9 protein-coding genes are annotated in these 15,821 nt (G+C 71.4%); 4 read left to right on the top strand and 5 right to left on the bottom strand.

Annotated elements, in window-relative coordinates; translation table 11 throughout:
• Positions 1 to 553: 553 nt before the first annotated feature.
• Positions 554 to 4,045 (top strand): FG-GAP-like repeat-containing protein, encoded by a 3,492-nt coding sequence (locus AB5J54_RS27675; RefSeq protein WP_369146610.1) that lies wholly within the window; start codon positions 554 to 556, stop codon positions 4,043 to 4,045.
• 95 nt (positions 4,046 to 4,140) lie between these two features.
• Here the strand turns inward: AB5J54_RS27675 and AB5J54_RS27670 are convergent, their stop codons facing one another.
• From AB5J54_RS27670 to AB5J54_RS27650, 5 genes are all read right to left on the bottom strand, one after another.
• Entirely contained in the window at positions 4,141 to 5,475 is a 1,335-nt protein-coding gene (locus AB5J54_RS27670; protein WP_369146609.1) for an FAD-dependent monooxygenase, read from the bottom strand.
• Between the two features lie 87 nt (positions 5,476 to 5,562).
• Positions 5,563 to 6,669, bottom strand: coding sequence for a monodechloroaminopyrrolnitrin synthase PrnB family protein (locus AB5J54_RS27665; protein ID WP_369146608.1), 1,107 nt, complete (start codon positions 6,667 to 6,669; stop codon positions 5,563 to 5,565).
• A gap of 42 nt (positions 6,670 to 6,711) precedes the next feature.
• Entirely contained in the window at positions 6,712 to 8,130 is a 1,419-nt protein-coding gene (locus AB5J54_RS27660) for an MFS transporter (protein ID WP_369146607.1), read from the bottom strand.
• Entirely contained in the window at positions 8,127 to 9,557 is a 1,431-nt protein-coding gene (locus AB5J54_RS27655) for a 4-hydroxyphenylacetate 3-hydroxylase family protein (protein ID WP_369146606.1), read from the bottom strand. The genes AB5J54_RS27660 and AB5J54_RS27655 overlap by 4 nt, the downstream gene beginning before the upstream one ends.
• Before the next feature lie 141 nt (positions 9,558 to 9,698).
• Positions 9,699 to 10,682 carry an AraC family transcriptional regulator gene (locus AB5J54_RS27650; RefSeq protein ID WP_369146605.1) on the bottom strand — a complete coding sequence of 328 codons (984 nt, stop codon included), beginning with the start codon at positions 10,680 to 10,682 and terminating at the stop codon, positions 9,699 to 9,701.
• Between the two features lie 118 nt (positions 10,683 to 10,800).
• Between AB5J54_RS27650 and AB5J54_RS27645 the strand changes: the two genes are divergently transcribed.
• The 3 genes from AB5J54_RS27645 (at position 10,801) to treS (ending at position 15,755) form a co-directional block, all read left to right on the top strand.
• Positions 10,801 to 11,742, top strand: coding sequence for an SDR family oxidoreductase (locus AB5J54_RS27645; protein WP_369146604.1), 942 nt, complete (start codon positions 10,801 to 10,803; stop codon positions 11,740 to 11,742).
• 327 nt (positions 11,743 to 12,069) lie between these two features.
• Positions 12,070 to 14,064 carry an alpha-1,4-glucan--maltose-1-phosphate maltosyltransferase gene (locus AB5J54_RS27640; protein ID WP_369146603.1) on the top strand — a complete coding sequence of 665 codons (1,995 nt, stop codon included), beginning with the start codon at positions 12,070 to 12,072 and terminating at the stop codon, positions 14,062 to 14,064.
• Entirely contained in the window at positions 14,061 to 15,755 is a 1,695-nt protein-coding gene (gene treS / locus AB5J54_RS27635; protein ID WP_369146602.1) for a maltose alpha-D-glucosyltransferase, read from the top strand. Before AB5J54_RS27640 ends, treS begins: the two co-directional genes overlap by 4 nt.
• The last annotated feature ends 66 nt before the right edge of the window (positions 15,756 to 15,821 follow it).

Genomic DNA, 15,821 nt, shown 5'->3' with positions numbered 1-15,821 from the left:
GAGGCCCTCCGGACCACTTGGAGCGGGAGCCGGAGACGGACCGCAGGTGATGGCAGTTCAGATCGGGCAGATTCTGCGGGTGGATTGTGAAGGAGCACCAGAGGTTGTGGACCTGCCGTGATTATTGTCACGGAACGTAATCACACAGGTGCGGGCAAGTAGTCGAGGAAGCGGCTTCTCCTGGCGAAGCCGCTGGTCAGAGATCAAGACCAGCAAACCGCGTGATCGCTACATCCCGTAGCGAAACGACACTCCCCTGATGCCGCTTCAGCCCGGTTTGACGCTTCTGCCCTCGCGGTGACGAAAGTGCGTCCAGGGTTCAAGGGCACACGCTCCCCGCCGTCAGGACGGGCAAGCAGCCGCACAGTCTCAGGCCGGCGCCCAGGCGGCAGGTGACGACGCGCGGTTGATGGGACATCATCGGCTCGCCCAGCCATGCCTGCGCGACAAGGTGCTCCGTCCGGACTCGCCCGCTATGACGTCATGGCCGGCCTCGTGGTTTCAGCCGGTGCCCTGAGAGCCCGGATCCTGGGAAGTAAGGGGTTCTCTCCTGATGAGACAGACATGGCGACAGCCCGCCGCCCGGCGCGTGAGCGCCCTGGTGATCGCGGCAGCACTGGCCGCGGGCGGCATCACCTACGCCGGCTTCCAGGCCAACTCTCCCGACGACGCTTCCGCCACGCCAGAAGCCGGACGCGGCGGCAAGAACGCGCCCCGGCCGGTGAGTGAGGCGAGTGCGGCGTCGCTGGCCCGGTCGACGGGCAAGCCGGTGGAGGTCACGGAGCTGCGGACGATCCGTTCGACGACGTGGGCCCACCCGGACGGGCTGATGACGAAGAAGCTGTACGCCTCTCCGATCTGGGCCAAGGTCGGCCAGGAGTGGAAGGCGATCGACACCACCCTGCGGCGGACGGACAAGGGCTGGACGCCCAAGGCCACGAACACCCGCCTGGTCTTCTCCGGCGGCGGCAATGGCGGCGGCACCGCGCGGGCGTCACGCGCGCACGTCAGCCGGATCTCGCTCGTCAAGGGGTACAAAGCCGCGTCGGCGGATACGGGAAGTCCGCTGGTCACCCTCACCGTCGGCGGCACGACCGAGATTCCCGCACTCCACGAGATCCAGCTGACCTGGCCCGGGCCCGTACCCACGCCGATCATCGACGGATCACGCGCGCTGTATCCGGAGATCTTCCCGGGCGCCGATCTGGTGCTGACGGCCGAGGACGACGGCTTCGCGCAGCTCCTCGTACTGAAGAACCGGCAAGCAGCGGCGGACCCGCACGTCGCGCAGCTGTCGTACGGGCTTTCCTCGCCCACACTGACGTTCCATCTCGACGAGGCATCGGGAATCGTCGGCGCCGAGGACGCCGACGGCCAGGAAGTGGCGCTCTCGCCGACCCCGCTGATGTGGGACAGCAGCGGCAAACCCGCCGTCACCGATGGTGAACTCGGCGCATCCTCGCAGCCGACCGCGTCCGAGTCCGTCCAGCCGGTCATGACGAGTACCGCCCCGGAGCCCAGCCCCAGCACGAGCACCGAGGCGCTGGCCGACGACAACATCGACCCGGAGGGCGAAGTGCTGCCCACCGCCACGGACGAGCCGGCGCCCGCCCTCACCGACGCGCCGCTGCCCACGGCCCCGGCCGAGCCCACGCCCGAGCCGTCCCAGACCGGGTCCGCCGCCACGCTGAGCCTGCCGCTGCTCAACGGTCCCTCGCCCGAATCCCGCGGTGGCGTAGTGGAGAGCGATCTGGGAGAAGGCACCTGGCTCCTGACGCCGAATCCGGCCTTCCTGGACGACCCGGCCACCGTCTACCCGGTCTTCATCGACCCGACGGTCAAGAAGCACACCCAGAACTGGACCACCGCCTACAGCCGCTACCCGAAGGCCACCTTCTTCAACGGCAAGGACTTCAACAAGGGCGGCACCCACGAGGCCCGCGTCGGATTCGAGTCCGACACCTGGGGCACTTCCCGCTCATACTTCAACATCGCCTTCGACAAGAACCTCCAGGGCACCAAGATCCAGAAGGCCACGCTGCGGCTGCTGGAGACCTACTCCTGGTCCTGCAACGCGCGGTCCATGTCCGTCCACCTCACCGGTCCGATCGACGCGCGCACCAACTGGAAGAACGCCCCCGTCCTGACGGATGCGAACCTGGCCGCCTCGCCTCGGAGCTTCGCGCACGGCTACAAGACGGGCTGCCGCGACGCCTACGAGACCTTCGACGTGAAGGCAGCAGCCCAGAAAACCGCCGACAAGGGCAAGAGCCTGATCACCTTCGGCATGCGCGCCAGGGATGAGAACACCCAGTTCGCCTGGAAGAAGTTCGCGGCCGACGGCGACAACGCCCCGGTCCTCGAACTGACCTACAACCGTCCCCCGACGCCTCCCACCAGCCACGACCTCGGCCCCGACTTCCGGTGCACCACCACACCCCCCTACGTCAGGGTCGGCTCCTCCAGCCTCACCTTCACCGCCCGCTCCACCGACAAGGACAGCAACCTCGCCTCCCTCGTCTTCGTCATGTGGCCGACCAACAAGTGGACCACCACCGGCGACCTGCTCAAGTCCACCGGCACCGTCTCCGTCGGAGCGGACACCGCCGACGCCAAACGCACCACATCCGCCTTCTCCACCAGCGGCCTGACCAACAACGTCACCTACTCCTGGAACGCCCGGGCGATCGATGCCGCCGGCACCACCTCGGCCTACACGCCCAAGGTGCCGTGCCGGTTCATCTTCGACAGCGTCGCGCCCAAGCCCCCTCGGGTCAGCTCCATCGACTTCCCCGACGCCGACGGCACCGACAACGACAACTCCTTCGGCAACGCACCCGAAGACTCCAACTGGTCGACGAAGAAGTTCGGCACCCCTGGCTCCTTCACCGTCCAGGCCCTCGAAACCGACGTCATCCGCTACGAGTACGGCTTCAACGCCAACAGCTACCCCTACTCCCTGGCGCGCACCGCCGGCACCGCCACCTCGGTCACAGCCGCCATCGCCAACGTCAAGCCGCCCGCCGCCGGCCCCAACGTGCTGTACGTGAGAGCCGTCGACGGCGCCGGCCATGTCTCCGAACCCACGAAGTACTTCTTCTACGTCACCCCACGCGACCAGGCGGACAGCGCAGGCGACTTCACCGGTGACAAGCTCCCCGACATGCTGACCGTCACCTCCGGCGGCAACCTCCGCCTCTATCCCTCGCACGCGGACAAGGACCTCAAGCCCACCGGCGACATCGACTACTCCATGTCCGCCGCCTACCGCCAGAACCCCGCGAAGGACCCCAACGGCGGAGACAAGGAGGAGACGTTCATCGGCCCCGTCTCCGGCTACTTCGCCGGCGCCCTGATCACCCACAACGGAGACTTCTACGGCGGCGACGGCCTGCAGGACATCGTCGCGGGCGTCGGCGGAAAGTGGTGGGTCTACCCCGGCGACGGCTATGGAGCCGTCAACATCACCAAGCGCCGCGAAATCCTGCTGCCCGCCAACGCGCCCGTCCCCTCCACCTTCGTCTACACCCAGATCCTCGCCACCGGAGACGTCACCGGCGACGGCCTGCCCGACCTGTTCGCCACCGCAGGCGACCAGCTCTGGGCGTTCACCGGCTACAACGGGGCCTCCTTCGCCGAAGCCCGCATGCTCAGCACCGGCTGGACCGCCCGCGACCTCCTCAGCGTCGCCGACATCGGCGGAGACGGCGTACCCGACCTCCTATTCCGCACCGAAGAGACAGGCCGCGGCCTCCTCCTACGACACGGCAAGCCCGGCGCGAAGGGCGGCGTCGACCTCACCTCACTCGCCAGCGCCGCAAACTCCAAAACCGCCCAGGACGAGATCTACGGCACCGGCGGCTGGAACAAGGCCTCCATGCCCATGCTCATGGGCACCCCCGACGCCAACGGTGACACCATCCCCGACATATGGGCAGCCACAGCCGACGGAAAGCTCTACTTCTACCCCGGCGGCCGCACCGCACACGGCACCAAATTCCTCGCAAGCGAGCCCGGCTGGCAAACCAACCGCGCCATCGGCTGACCACGACCGGGTGGTACCCGCCGCGAACCAAGGGTCCCACCCCAAGACCCTCCGCTCCCTCCCCGAGCCCCGCCCCCACGAAGGCGGGGCTCCTTCTATGGGGTGGGCACGACGGTGTCGTACGGGGAGCCCTGGTTGACCGTGGTCGGGTCGAAGGAGCCGGTGGTGGCGTAGCGGGCGGCGATGGCGGCGAGTTCCTCGGCGGGGATGACCTGGTGGATGTCGCTGAAGCCGTGCGGGGCGCGCGCGTGGGCGAGGTTGATGACGACCTCGGGGCCGAGTTTCCGGTTGGCGTGCTGGAGCGCGGTCATGGCGGGGCGGCGCTCCCGTTCGTAGGCGGCGAGGCCTTCGGCGGGGTCGGTGTGGAGGGCGAGGGAGTGGGCGAGGGCGCGGGCGTCGACGATCGACTGGGTCGCCCCGTTGGAGCCGATGGGGTACATGGCGTGGGCGGCGTCGCCGATGAGGGTGGTGCGGCCGTGGGTCCACCGGTCGAGGGGGTCGCGGTCGACCATCGGGTACACGTGGGCGGTGTCGGCGGCGCGCAGGACGGCGGGGACGCTGACGCCGTCGAACTCCCAGCCCTCGTAGTACGGGAGGAAGCCGTCGACGGGGACGGGCCGGTTCCAGTCGCCCCGGAGGCCCTCCTCGCAGGGGTCGCCTGGGGTGTCGGCGGGCCGGGCGAGCGCCCAGTTCACGAGGACCTCACGGCCGGGTCCGGTGGGGCGGCTCATCGGGTAGACGACGGCCTTCTGCCGGTCGTCGCCGGCGATGAACATGAAGGAGCCGACGGCCCGTGCGGGCATCCGGGACACCCCGCGCCAGACGAGCATCCCGTTCCACGGGGGCCCCGCCTCGGCCGGGTTGAGGGCGGCGCGGACGGCGGAACGGATGCCGTCGGCGCCGATGAGGACGTCCGGTTCGAGGGAGGCCCGGCCCTTGACGGGTCCGTCGCGGTGTTCCAGGCGGAGCCGGGGCCGGCCGTCGGGGAGGAGTTCGACGCCGGTCACCCTGACGCCCGTGACGAGGGCGGCGGTGCCGAGGCGGGCGCGGACGGCGCCGGCGAGGACCTGCTGGAGGTGGCCGCGGTGGACGGAGAGCTGGGGCCAGCGGTAGCCGGCGTGGAGGCCGCGCGGTTCGCGGGATATGAGGCCGCCGGAGCGGTGGTAGTAGCGCAGTTCGCGGGTGCGCAGGGCGCCGGCCTCCAGGGCGTCGAGGAGGCCGAGCGCGTCGAGTTCGCGGACGGCGTTCGGCATCAGGTTGAGTCCGGCGCCGACGGGCCGGATGGCCGCCGAGGCCTCGACGACCGTGACCCGCTCGAATCCGGCGGCGTGCAGGGCGAGGGCGGCGGTGAGTCCGGCGATGCCGCCGCCGGCGATCACGATGTGGGGGCTCTGGCCGTACTGCGGGCCGTACGGGGTGTGGGGGGACATCTCGACTGCTCCTTCGCGCCGGCGGGGGGTGTCCTAGGGCCTGTCTGATAATTCGCGCCGGACCCGGCGGGAATTGTCAGACAGGCCCTACGCGGCCGGGGGGCCGACGGGGGCCCCGGCCGGACGGCGCTGCGCGGCCGCGCTGCGCACCATGGTCTCGTTCTCCCTGGTCAGGTCCAGGATGGAGCGCAGCAGCGCGACGGGGGCCCCGCCGCTGCCCTCCTCGTACAGGCGGAGGTCGTCGCTGTACGCCTTGCGGGCGATGCCGATGTGCCGGGCCCGGAAGGTCTTCAGGATCCGCAGGACTCGGCCGAGCGCCTCGGCGGAGGCGGTGAGTGCGGGCGGCAGCCGGTCGGCGCCCTCCCAGCTGACGGCCGCCGACAGTTTGCTGACGGCGGAGACCCCGCCGCGGTGCCGGGCGTGGAAGGCGCGCCAGGACGGCAGGGCGTACGGCAGGGATTCGGCGAGGAAGGCGTCGTAGGCGGCGTCGGAGCGGTCGCACTGCCACAGCGTCAGGTCGACCAGCCAGAGCGGGACCTGGGCGGCGGCCGGGCCGAGGTAGTCGCGGCCGGCGATCTCGACCTCCTCGAAGTACGGGCGGAGGGTGAGGGCGAAGTACGCGGGCGGGACGTGCGCGACGGTGAGGTCGATGGACTCCACCATGGCCCGTACGCGTCCGGCGATGCGGTCGAGGGCGGCGGGGAATCCGGGGTCGTACGGTTCGAGGCGGGCGACCCGGGCGCAGTCCTCCAGGGCGGCGACGAGTCCGGGGAAGACCATCCGTACGGCGTCCTGGAGGCGGGCCTCGGTGGGGTGCCCGGTGTAGGTGCGGCGGCGGGGGCCGACGGGGTTCCAGGTCGTGTAGTGGTGGACGGTGTCCCGGGGGATCATGTCGGTGCGGCGGCCGAGGAGTTCGAGGACGGTCAGGGCCTCGGGGACGGCGGCCAGCGGCTGCACGCCGTGGCGTTTGAGGGAGCCGAGGAGGATGCCGAGGTCCCGCATGGCGGCGAGTGCGCCGCCGACGCTCCACTGGGCGGCTTCCTCGGGGTCGGGGACCAGGGCGCGCAGGGCGACGGTCAGCGCGGCCGTGTCGGCCCGCGCGTTCATCCCGGGCACGGCGGCGAGCAGGGCGTCGGCGCCCAGCGGGTCCGCCGCGCGTATGTCCTCGGTCGTGTGACGCGGGTCGCCGAGCAAGGCAGCACTCCTTCTTCCGGGGGTTTCGGTTCGGGGTCGCGGTCAGCGTGGTTCGGGCACCCGCTTCCCCGCGCGCAGGCGTACGGAGAGCACGGCGGCCACGGCGGCGAAGGCGGCGCCGGTGAGCAGGGCGGCGCGGAAGCCGGCGGTCTCGGCGGCGGCCCGGGCCGCGTCGGTGGCCCCGGGGGTTCCCGTACGGGTGGTGGCGACGGCGACGAGGACGGCGAGGCCCAGGACGGAGCCGAACTGCTGGCTGGTGTTGACGAGTCCGGAGGCGAGTCCGGTCTCCTCGGGGGTGGCGTCGGCGGTGGCGGCGACGTTGGTGGTGACCATGACGAGCGGCAGTGCGGCGCCGAGGAGGAGGCTGGGGGCGAGGACGGTGCTCGGATAAGTGCCGCCGGCGGTGAGCGCGAGGGCCAGCCAGAGGGTGCCGGCGCACAGCAGGGCGAAGCCGAGGGTCATGGTCCGGTGCAGGCCGATGCGGAAGATGATCCGGCCGGTCTGCGGGGCGACCGCGACGACGACGAGGGAGAGCGGCAGGAGTCCGAGGCCGCCGCCGAGGGGCGCGTACCCGAGGACGCTCTGGAGGTAGAGGCTGACCAGGAAGAACATCGGGAACAGGGTGGTCTGGGCGAGCGCCGCGAGGACGTTGGCGAGGCGGAGCGCGGGCCGGGCGAGGACGGAGGGCGGCACGAGCGGGGCGGCGGCCCGGGTCTCGGCGGCGGCGAAGGCGAGCAGCAGCGCGAGCCCGGCTCCGCCGGCGGCGAGGGTGCGGGCGGAGAGCCGGCCCGCTTCGGCGCCGCCGACGAGGGCGTAGGCGACGAGGCCGAGGCCGGCGGTGGCGGTGAGCGCCCCGGTGAGGTCGAAGCCGCCGCGGAGGGCGACTCCCGCACGGGGGGCGAGGATCCGGACGGCGAGGGCGGCGAGGACGGCGGCGAGGAGGACGTTCAGCCAGAACGTGGCGCGCCAGCCGAGGAGGTCGGTGAGGACGCCGCCGAGGACCGTGCCGAGGACGCCGCCGAGGCCGCCCATGGCGGCGAACGCGCCGAGGGCCTTGTGCCGGGCGGGCCCGTCGGGGAAGAGCAGGAGCAGCAGGGCGAAGGCGGCGGCCGCGGCGAGGGCGGCGCCGACGCCCTGGGCGGCGCGGGCCGCGACGAGGGCGTCGGCGCCGGGGGCGAGACCACCGGCGGCGGAGGCGACGGCGAGCAGGCCGAGGCCGCCGAGGAAGACCCGCCGGTGGCCGAGGAGGTCGGCGACGCGTCCGCCGAGGAGGAGCAGTCCGCCGAAGGTGATGAGGTAGGCGTTGGCGACCCAGGACAGGCCGGTGGAGCCGGAGCCGAGGTCCTCGCCGACGGAGGGCAGCGCGACGTTGACGATCGCGGTGTCCATGATCAGCAGCAGCTGGGTGGAGGCGAGCAGGGCGAGCCCCCCGCGCCGGGGGGCCGGTGGGGGTGTCGTCACCGGGTGGTCCCCAGGCCGTAGCCGTCGAGGCAGGCCCGGGCGAGGCTCTCGCACTCCCCCGCCGCGCCGGCCCGGGTCTGCATCGTCAGGTAGACGTGCGGGGCGCCGTGGTAGAAGCGCTCGTACTGCTCGTGTCGGCCGGCGAACTCCGATCCGAGGGCGTCCCAGGCGAGTTTGAGGAGTTTGACGCGGTCCTCGGCGGGGTGGCCGGGCGTCGCGAAGTAGCGGCGGACCAGCGGCCCGAGTTCGGGGTGGAGGAGGTCGCGGCCGCTCGCGGGGAGCTGGACGAGGGCGCCGCCGGCGAGGAGCTTGATGTCCTGGACGGCGCGCGGGTAGAGCTCGCCGGCCATGATCCGCTGGGCGAAGGAGATCTCCTGCCCGGGGCGGACGCCGCCGCGTCCGCCGTCGACCTGCTCGTACGAGGCCTCGGCGGCGAGGACGAAGGCCTTGGCCTGGGCGACCATGCCGAGGAGCCGGCCGACGGCCTGGGTGACGGGGGGCAGTTGCTCGGTGCCGTTCGAGCGGGTGAGGAGGATCGCGAGGCCGGTGAGGAACTCCAGCTTGGTCCAGAAGCGGGTGGCGGACTGGTGGACGAAGTTCAGGTAGGCGGGGGTCTGCCACCAGATCGCGCCGGTGGTGGCCGGGTCGCGGTAGGTGAGGACGCGTTCCCACGGGACGAAGACGTCCTCGCAGACGAGCATGGCGTCGTTCTCGTCGTACCGGGAGGAGAGCGGGTGGTCGAAGACGGACCGGGCGCGTTCCTCGTAGGAGGTGCGGGAGATCAGCTTGAGGCCGGGGGTGTCGAGCCGTACGGAGAAGGTGACGGCGTGCTCGGTGTCGTCGGCGGCGAGCGGTTCGATGGTGCCGACGAGGAGTTCGTCGGCGAAGACGGCGCCGGTGCCGATGGTCTTGGCGCCGCGGACGACGATCCCGCCGTCGCGTTCGGCGACGACCCGCAGGGTGAGGTCGTCCTCGCCGCGACCCGAGGCCGGGTTGGTGAGGGTGAACGCGGTGTGCAGGTCTCCCTCGGCGAGCCGCCGGTGGAAGGCGAGGGCGTGCTCGGCGCCGTCGAAGGCCTCGCCGGTGAAGACGGCGGGCGCGGCGGCGAACCCGGCGGCGCCCGCGGCCATGTGGTCGGGGGTGCGGCCGAGGAAGCCGTAGCTCGCCTCGGCGGTGGTGCGGAAGGCGCGCCGGCGGGCGACGAGGTCCTCGTACGAGCGGGGCACGGCGCAGGCGCGGCGGACGCCGCCCTGGACGAGGACGGGCCGGTGCACGGGGTCGTCGGCGAGGTCGTACAGACCGGCGAAGGAGGCGGCGGTGGCGCGGAAGGCGGGGTGGGCGGTGACGTCCTTGACCCGCTCCCCGTCGAGCCAGATCTCGCGCCCGTCGCGCAGTCCCTCCAGATACTCCTGCCCGGACCTCGTCACCGGTGTCTCGCCTCTCCTCGGGTGTCACGGCTGTGCCGGTCCCGAGCCTGTCCGGGTGCTCCCCGGACGGACAATGAACGTCCGTCCAGGGGTCCTTAAGAACCGTCCAGGGGCTCCGAAAGATGTCAGGTCCGGACAGCCCTAGGCGGTCCGGTACTCGCCGGGGGTCACCCCGAACCATTTCCGGAAGGCCAGGTGGAAGCCGACGGCGCTGCGGTAGCCGACGCGCTCGGGCACGGCCGACTGCGGCAGGGAGGTCTCGGTGAGGAGCCGGCCGGCCTCCTGCATGCGGCGGGCGGCGAGGTAGCGGGCCGGGGAGTCGCCGACGAGTTCCCGGAAGGCGGCGGTGAAAGCGGAGCGGGACATGCCGACCTCGCGGGCGAGGGAGTCGATGGTCCACGGTTCGGCGAACCGGGTGGCCATCATGACGACGGCCCGGCTGATCCCGGGGTGGCGGAGCAGCGGCAGCGAGGCCGGGTTGCCGGCGAGCTCGCGGAGCAGCGGGCGGAGCGCGAGGACGAGGGCCATCTCGAAGGCGCGCAGGGTGATGAGCCGGTCGCCGGGGCCGACGGGCCGGTCGGGGGCGGCGAGCAGCCGGAGGGTGTCGCGGAGCAGGGGTTCGCGGTCGACCTGGCGGCCGTCGAGGACGAGGGCCCAGGGCAGGGAGGTGTAGAGGCCGGTGGCGGCGCTGGCGTCGTAGTGAAGTCCGGCGCACAGCAGGCGGCTCTCGGGTCCGCTGCCCTCGATGACGATCTCGCCGGAGGTGCCGGGCTGGCGCTCGGGCAGCACGGCCTTGAGCGGGACGCCCTGGCGTTCGGGCCGGTCGGAGAGGCGGTGGGCGGCGCCGGTGGGGAAGACGACGAGGTCGCCGGCGTGGAGTTCGACGGGGTTCTCGTCGTCGGCGGTGATCCAGCAGCCGCCCTCGACGACGTAGTGGAGGACGGCGCAGCTGCGTTCGGCGTCGCCCTCGATGGCCCAGGGGGCGCGGACGTGCCAGCGGCTGTCGAAGACTCCGGTGAGCCGGAGGGGTTTGAGGAGTTCGCTCAGCAGGTCCTCGCGCTCGCCCTCACCGGGAGGATCGAGGGGGTCGCGCTGGTCGTGACGGTCGGTTCCCACGGTTTCCATGGACGATCCTTCAACTTCCGCCCCGGTTTGTTAATTGAACGGCCGAAGCCACCGCGGGGAGCCTGGAGGGACGCCGGCACGGCAGCGATGACAGCCTATCGAAGGGCCTTGGACACAGATGGACAGTGAGATTCCGATGCGGGTGGCGGTCGTGGGCGCGACCGGCTTCCAGGGCGGCGCGGTGGCCCGCCTGCTCGCCGAGCGCCACCACCAGGTGCGGACCCTGACCCGGCGCGCGGAGGCGGACCGGCCGCCGCTGCCGGGGGCCTTCTTCCTCTCCGGGGACCTCGGGGTCCCGGGCGATGTGCGGCGGCTGTTCGCGGGGACGACGCACGCGTTCGTCACGATGCCGCTGGTGTACGACGAGACGCGGGTGGAGGCGTACGCGCGGAACATCGCGGAGGCCGCCCTGGCGGCGGGCACGGAACGCCTGGTGTTCAACGCCAACACCCGGCTCCCGCTGGGTCCGACGGACGTCGCCGCCTTCGAGACGCGGCGGCTCGCGGAGCGGGTGCTGCGGGACAGCGGGGTGCCGCTGGTGGTGGTCCGGCCGCCGGTGTACCTGGACAACCTGTTCTCGCCGTGGAACGGTCCCGCGCTGGTCGACGAGGGCGTCCTCGCCTACCCCCTGCCGGAGTCGGCGCGGACGGCCTGGCTGTCGCACCGGGGCCTGGCGGAGGCGGCGCTCGCGGCGCTCACCCGGGAGGGCCTGGAGGGCCGGACCTTCGACATCGGCGGGGACCGGGCCCTGACGGGCGGCGAGCTCGCGGCGGCCTTCGGGCGGGGACTCGGCCGGAGGGTGCGGTACGAGGAGCTGGATCCGGCCGTGTTCGAGCGGGGCCTGGCGCAGCTGCTCGGCCCGGAGACGGCGGCCGGGGTGGCGGGGATCTACCACTACATGGCGAGCGGAGCGGATCCGCTCCTGATGGCGGACGACGACGGGGTGTCGTCGGAGGTCCTCGGCCTGGAACCGGCGCCGGTGGAGGAGTGGGTGGCCCGCCAGCCCTGGCAGGTGTGGGCGACGGACGCGGAGACCCCGGACAGCTCGCCGCGCACCTGACGCCGCACCGCAGATCGAGCCCCGCCCCACAAAGGCGGGGCTTCTTTCTTGTCCGGGTCGGGTGCTTGCCGGGGTGGCTACGCCCTAGTAGTTAACAAAGCGCCGGATTGCCCACCCGAGAACCGTGGGAAGGCTCCTCCGGTACAACCCCCGACCCGTCTCCCCCGAGCCTCCCGTTCATCCCTGTTCATCCCTGTGGACCCGCCATCCGAGTGAACGCGGACAGGAGCCGTCATGCCCGCAACCCGCCGGCCGTCGACGGAGCTAGAAAGAGCGCACCACCACCCGCACCCCCGTAACCCGTCAGGTGATGCTGTGAATCCGCTCATGGGACGCATTCCCGTACTGGACGTCCGCCCGCTGGTCGACTGCGGCCGGCGCCCCGCGAAGGCGGTGGCCGGAGAGACCTTCGAGGTGACGGCCACCGTCTTCCGCGAGGGCCACGACGCGGTCGCCGCCAATGTCGTGCTGCGCGGCCCGTCGGGCCGGCCAGGACCCTGGACCCCGATGCGCGAACTGGCCCCGGGCACCGACCGTTGGGGTGCCGAGGTCACCCCGGACGCCGAGGGCCTCTGGACGTACACCGTGGAGGCCTGGAGCGATCCGGTGGCCACCTGGCGCCACACGGCGAGGATCAAGATCCCGGCCGGGATCGACTCCGAACTGGTCCTCGCCGAGGGCGCCGAGCTGCACGAGCGGGCCGCGAAGGGCGTCCCGAAGAAGGGCGGCGGCCGGGAGGCCGTACTCGCCGTGGCGGACGCGCTGCGCGACGGGTCGCGGCCCGCGGCCGTGCGGCTCGCGGCGGCGCTCGCCCCGCGGGTCGTCGAGGCCCTGGACCGCCACCCGCTGCGCGAACTGCTCTCCGCCTCCCCGGCGTTGCCGCTCCAGGTGGAGCGGGAGCGGGCCCTGTTCGGCTCCTGGTACGAGTTCTTCCCGCGCTCGGAGGGCGTGCGGAAGGTGAAGGGGCGTACGGTCCCGGGGAACTTCCGCACCGCGGCCGAACGGCTCCCGGCGGTCGCCGCGATGGGCTTCGACGTCGTCTACCTGCCTCCCGTGCACCCGATCGGCGAGACCCACCGCAAGGGCCCCAACAACTCCCTGTCGGCGTCGCCGAGCGACGTCGGCGTGCCGTGGGCGATCGGCTCGCCGGAGGGCGGGCACGACGCGCTCCACCCGGACCTGGGGACCTTCGAGGACTTCGACGCGTTCGTGGCGCGGGCCAAGGAGCTGCGGATCGAGATCGCCCTGGACTTCGCGCTCCAGTGCTCCCCGGACCACCCGTGGGTGGAGAAGCACCCGGAGTGGTTCCACCACCGGCCGGACGGTTCGATCGCGTACGCGGAGAACCCGCCGAAGAAGTACCAGGACATCTATCCGATCGCGTTCGACAGGGCCCCCGACAACATGGACGGGATCGTCGCGGAGACCGTGCGGGTGCTCCGGTTCTGGATGGACCACGGCATCCGGATCTTCCGCGTCGACAACCCGCACACCAAGCCGGTGGTGTTCTGGGAGCGGGTGATCGGCGAGATCAACCGGGCCGACCCGGACGTCATCTTCCTGGCGGAGGCGTTCACCCGGCCGGCGATGATGCGGACGCTCGGCGCGATCGGTTTCCAGCAGTCGTACACGTACTTCACCTGGCGCAACACCAAGGAGGAGCTGACGGAGTACCTCACCGAGCTGTCCGGGGAGACGGCCGCGCAGATGCGGCCGAACCTCTTCGTGAACACCCCCGACATCCTGCACGCCTACCTCCAGGAGGGCGGCCGGCCCGCGTTCGAGGCGCGGGCGGTCCTCGCGGCCACGCTCTCCCCGTCCTGGGGCATGTACGCCGGGTACGAGCTGTGCGAGAACACCCCGCTGAGGGACGGCAGCGAGGAGTACCTCGACTCGGAGAAGTACGAACTGAGGCCCCGCGACTGGGAGTCGGCGGAACGGGCGGGGGCGACGATCACCCCGCTGATCACCGCCCTGAACCGGATCAGGCGCCGCCACCCGGCCCTCCGCCGGCTGCGGAACCTGACGTTCCACGACACCGACAACCCGCAGGTGATCGCGTACTCGAAGCGCTCCGGTTCGAACATCGTTCTGGTGGTCGTCAACCTCGACCCGCACCACACCCAGGAGGCTTCACTCTCGTTGAACATGCCGGAACTCGGCCTCGACTGGCACGAGACCGTGCCGGTGCGCGACGAGCTCACCGGCGAGACCTATCACTGGGGCAGGGCCGCTTACGTGCGCCTGGAACCGGGCGTCACGCCCGCGCACGTACTCGCCCTGCGACCGTCCCCGCAGACCGGAGGGTCACCCACCACATGACTGTCAACGAGCCCGTCCCCGACACCTTCGAGGACACCCCCGCCAAGGACCGCGATCCCGACTGGTTCAAGCGGGCGGTGTTCTACGAGGTCCTCGTCCGCTCCTTCCAGGACAGCAACGGCGACGGCGTCGGCGACCTGAAGGGCATCACGTCCAAACTGGACTACCTCCAGTGGCTGGGCGTCGACTGCCTCTGGCTGCCACCGTTCTTCAAGTCCCCGCTGCGGGACGGCGGGTACGACGTCGCCGACTACACCTCGGTGCTCCCCGAGTTCGGCGACCTGGCCGACTTCGTGGAGTTCGTCGACGCGGCCCACCAGCGCGGCATGCGCGTGGTCATCGACTTCGTCATGAACCACACCAGCGACCAGCACCCGTGGTTCCAGGAGTCGCGGCGCGACCCGGACGGCCCGTACGGCGACTACTACGTCTGGGCCGACGACGACAAGCAGTACGCGGACGCCCGGATCATCTTCGTCGACACCGAGTCCTCGAACTGGACCTTCGACCCGGTCCGCAAGCAGTACTACTGGCACCGCTTCTTCTCGCACCAGCCGGACCTCAACTACGAGAACCCGGCCGTGCAGGAGGAGATCCTCTCCGCGCTGAAGTTCTGGCTGGACCTGGGGATCGACGGCTTCCGGCTCGACGCGGTGCCGTACCTGTACCAGCAGGAGGGCACCAACTGCGAGAACCTCCCGGCGACCCACGCCTTCCTCAAGCGGGTCCGCAAGGAGATCGACGACCACTACCCGGACACGGTGCTGCTCGCCGAGGCCAACCAGTGGCCGGAGGACGTCGTCGACTACTTCGGCGACTTCCGCTCGGGCGGCGACGAGTGCCACATGGCCTTCCACTTCCCGGTCATGCCGCGCATCTTCATGGCCGTCCGGCGCGAGTCCCGCTACCCGGTCTCCGAGATCCTGGCGAAGACCCCGGAGATCCCCTCCGGCTGCCAGTGGGGCATCTTCCTGCGCAACCACGACGAGCTCACGCTCGAAATGGTCACGGACGAAGAGCGCGACTACATGTACGCCGAGTACGCCAAGGACCCGCGCATGCGGGCCAACATCGGCATCCGGCGGCGGCTCGCCCCGCTCCTCGACAACGACCGCAAGCAGATGGAGCTGTTCACCGCGCTGCTCTTCTCGCTGCCCGGCTCGCCGGTGCTCTACTACGGCGACGAGATCGGCATGGGCGACAACATCTGGCTCGGCGACCGGGACGGGGTGCGGACCCCGATGCAGTGGACCCCCGACCGGAACGCGGGCTTCTCCTCCTGCGACCCGGGACGGCTCTACCTGCCGGCCATCATGGACCCGGTCCACGGCTACCAGGTGACGAACGTCGAGGCGGGCATGGCCTCTCCGTCGTCCCTGCTCCACTGGACGAAGCGGATGATCGAGATCCGCAAGCAGAACCGGGCCTTCGGCACGGGGACGTACACGGAACTCCCGGCCTCCAACCCGGCGGTGCTCGCCTTCCTCCGGGAGGACGGCGACGACCTGGTGCTCTGCGTGAACAACTTCTCGCGCTTCGCGCAGCCGACCGAGCTGGACCTGCGACGGTTCGCGGGGACGCGGCCCGTGGAACTGATCGGCGGGGTGCAGTTCCCCGCCATCGGCGAACTGCCGTACCTCCTGACCCTTGCGGGTCACGGCTTCTACTGGTTCCGTCTCAAGAAGGCCTGAGCGAGAGCCAGTTCTCGCTCGCCCGGGGTGGGACGGTTTCCCCCGTCCCACTCTGGGCACTGTGAA

Origin of the sequence: Streptomyces sp. R44 (genome assembly GCF_041053105.1) — a bacterium.
Lineage (GTDB): Bacteria > Actinomycetota > Actinomycetes > Streptomycetales > Streptomycetaceae > Streptomyces.
Note: the sequence above shows the minus strand (reverse complement) of the source record. Positions and strands in the feature narration are given on the sequence as shown.

Bases quoted from the DNA above. Each gene is read 5' to 3' on its own strand.
- AB5J54_RS27675 (WP_369146610.1), top strand. From the start codon at position 554: ATGAGACAGACATGGCGACAGCCCGCCGCCCGGCGCGTGAGCGCCCTG.
- AB5J54_RS27670 (WP_369146609.1), bottom strand. From the start codon at position 5,475: ATGTCCCCCCACACCCCGTACGGCCCGCAGTACGGCCAGAGCCCCCAC.
- AB5J54_RS27650 (WP_369146605.1), bottom strand. From the start codon at position 10,682: ATGGAAACCGTGGGAACCGACCGTCACGACCAGCGCGACCCCCTCGAT.
- AB5J54_RS27645 (WP_369146604.1), top strand. From the start codon at position 10,801: ATGGACAGTGAGATTCCGATGCGGGTGGCGGTCGTGGGCGCGACCGGC.
- AB5J54_RS27640 (WP_369146603.1), top strand. From the start codon at position 12,070: ATGGGACGCATTCCCGTACTGGACGTCCGCCCGCTGGTCGACTGCGGC.
- treS (WP_369146602.1), top strand. From the start codon at position 14,061: ATGACTGTCAACGAGCCCGTCCCCGACACCTTCGAGGACACCCCCGCC.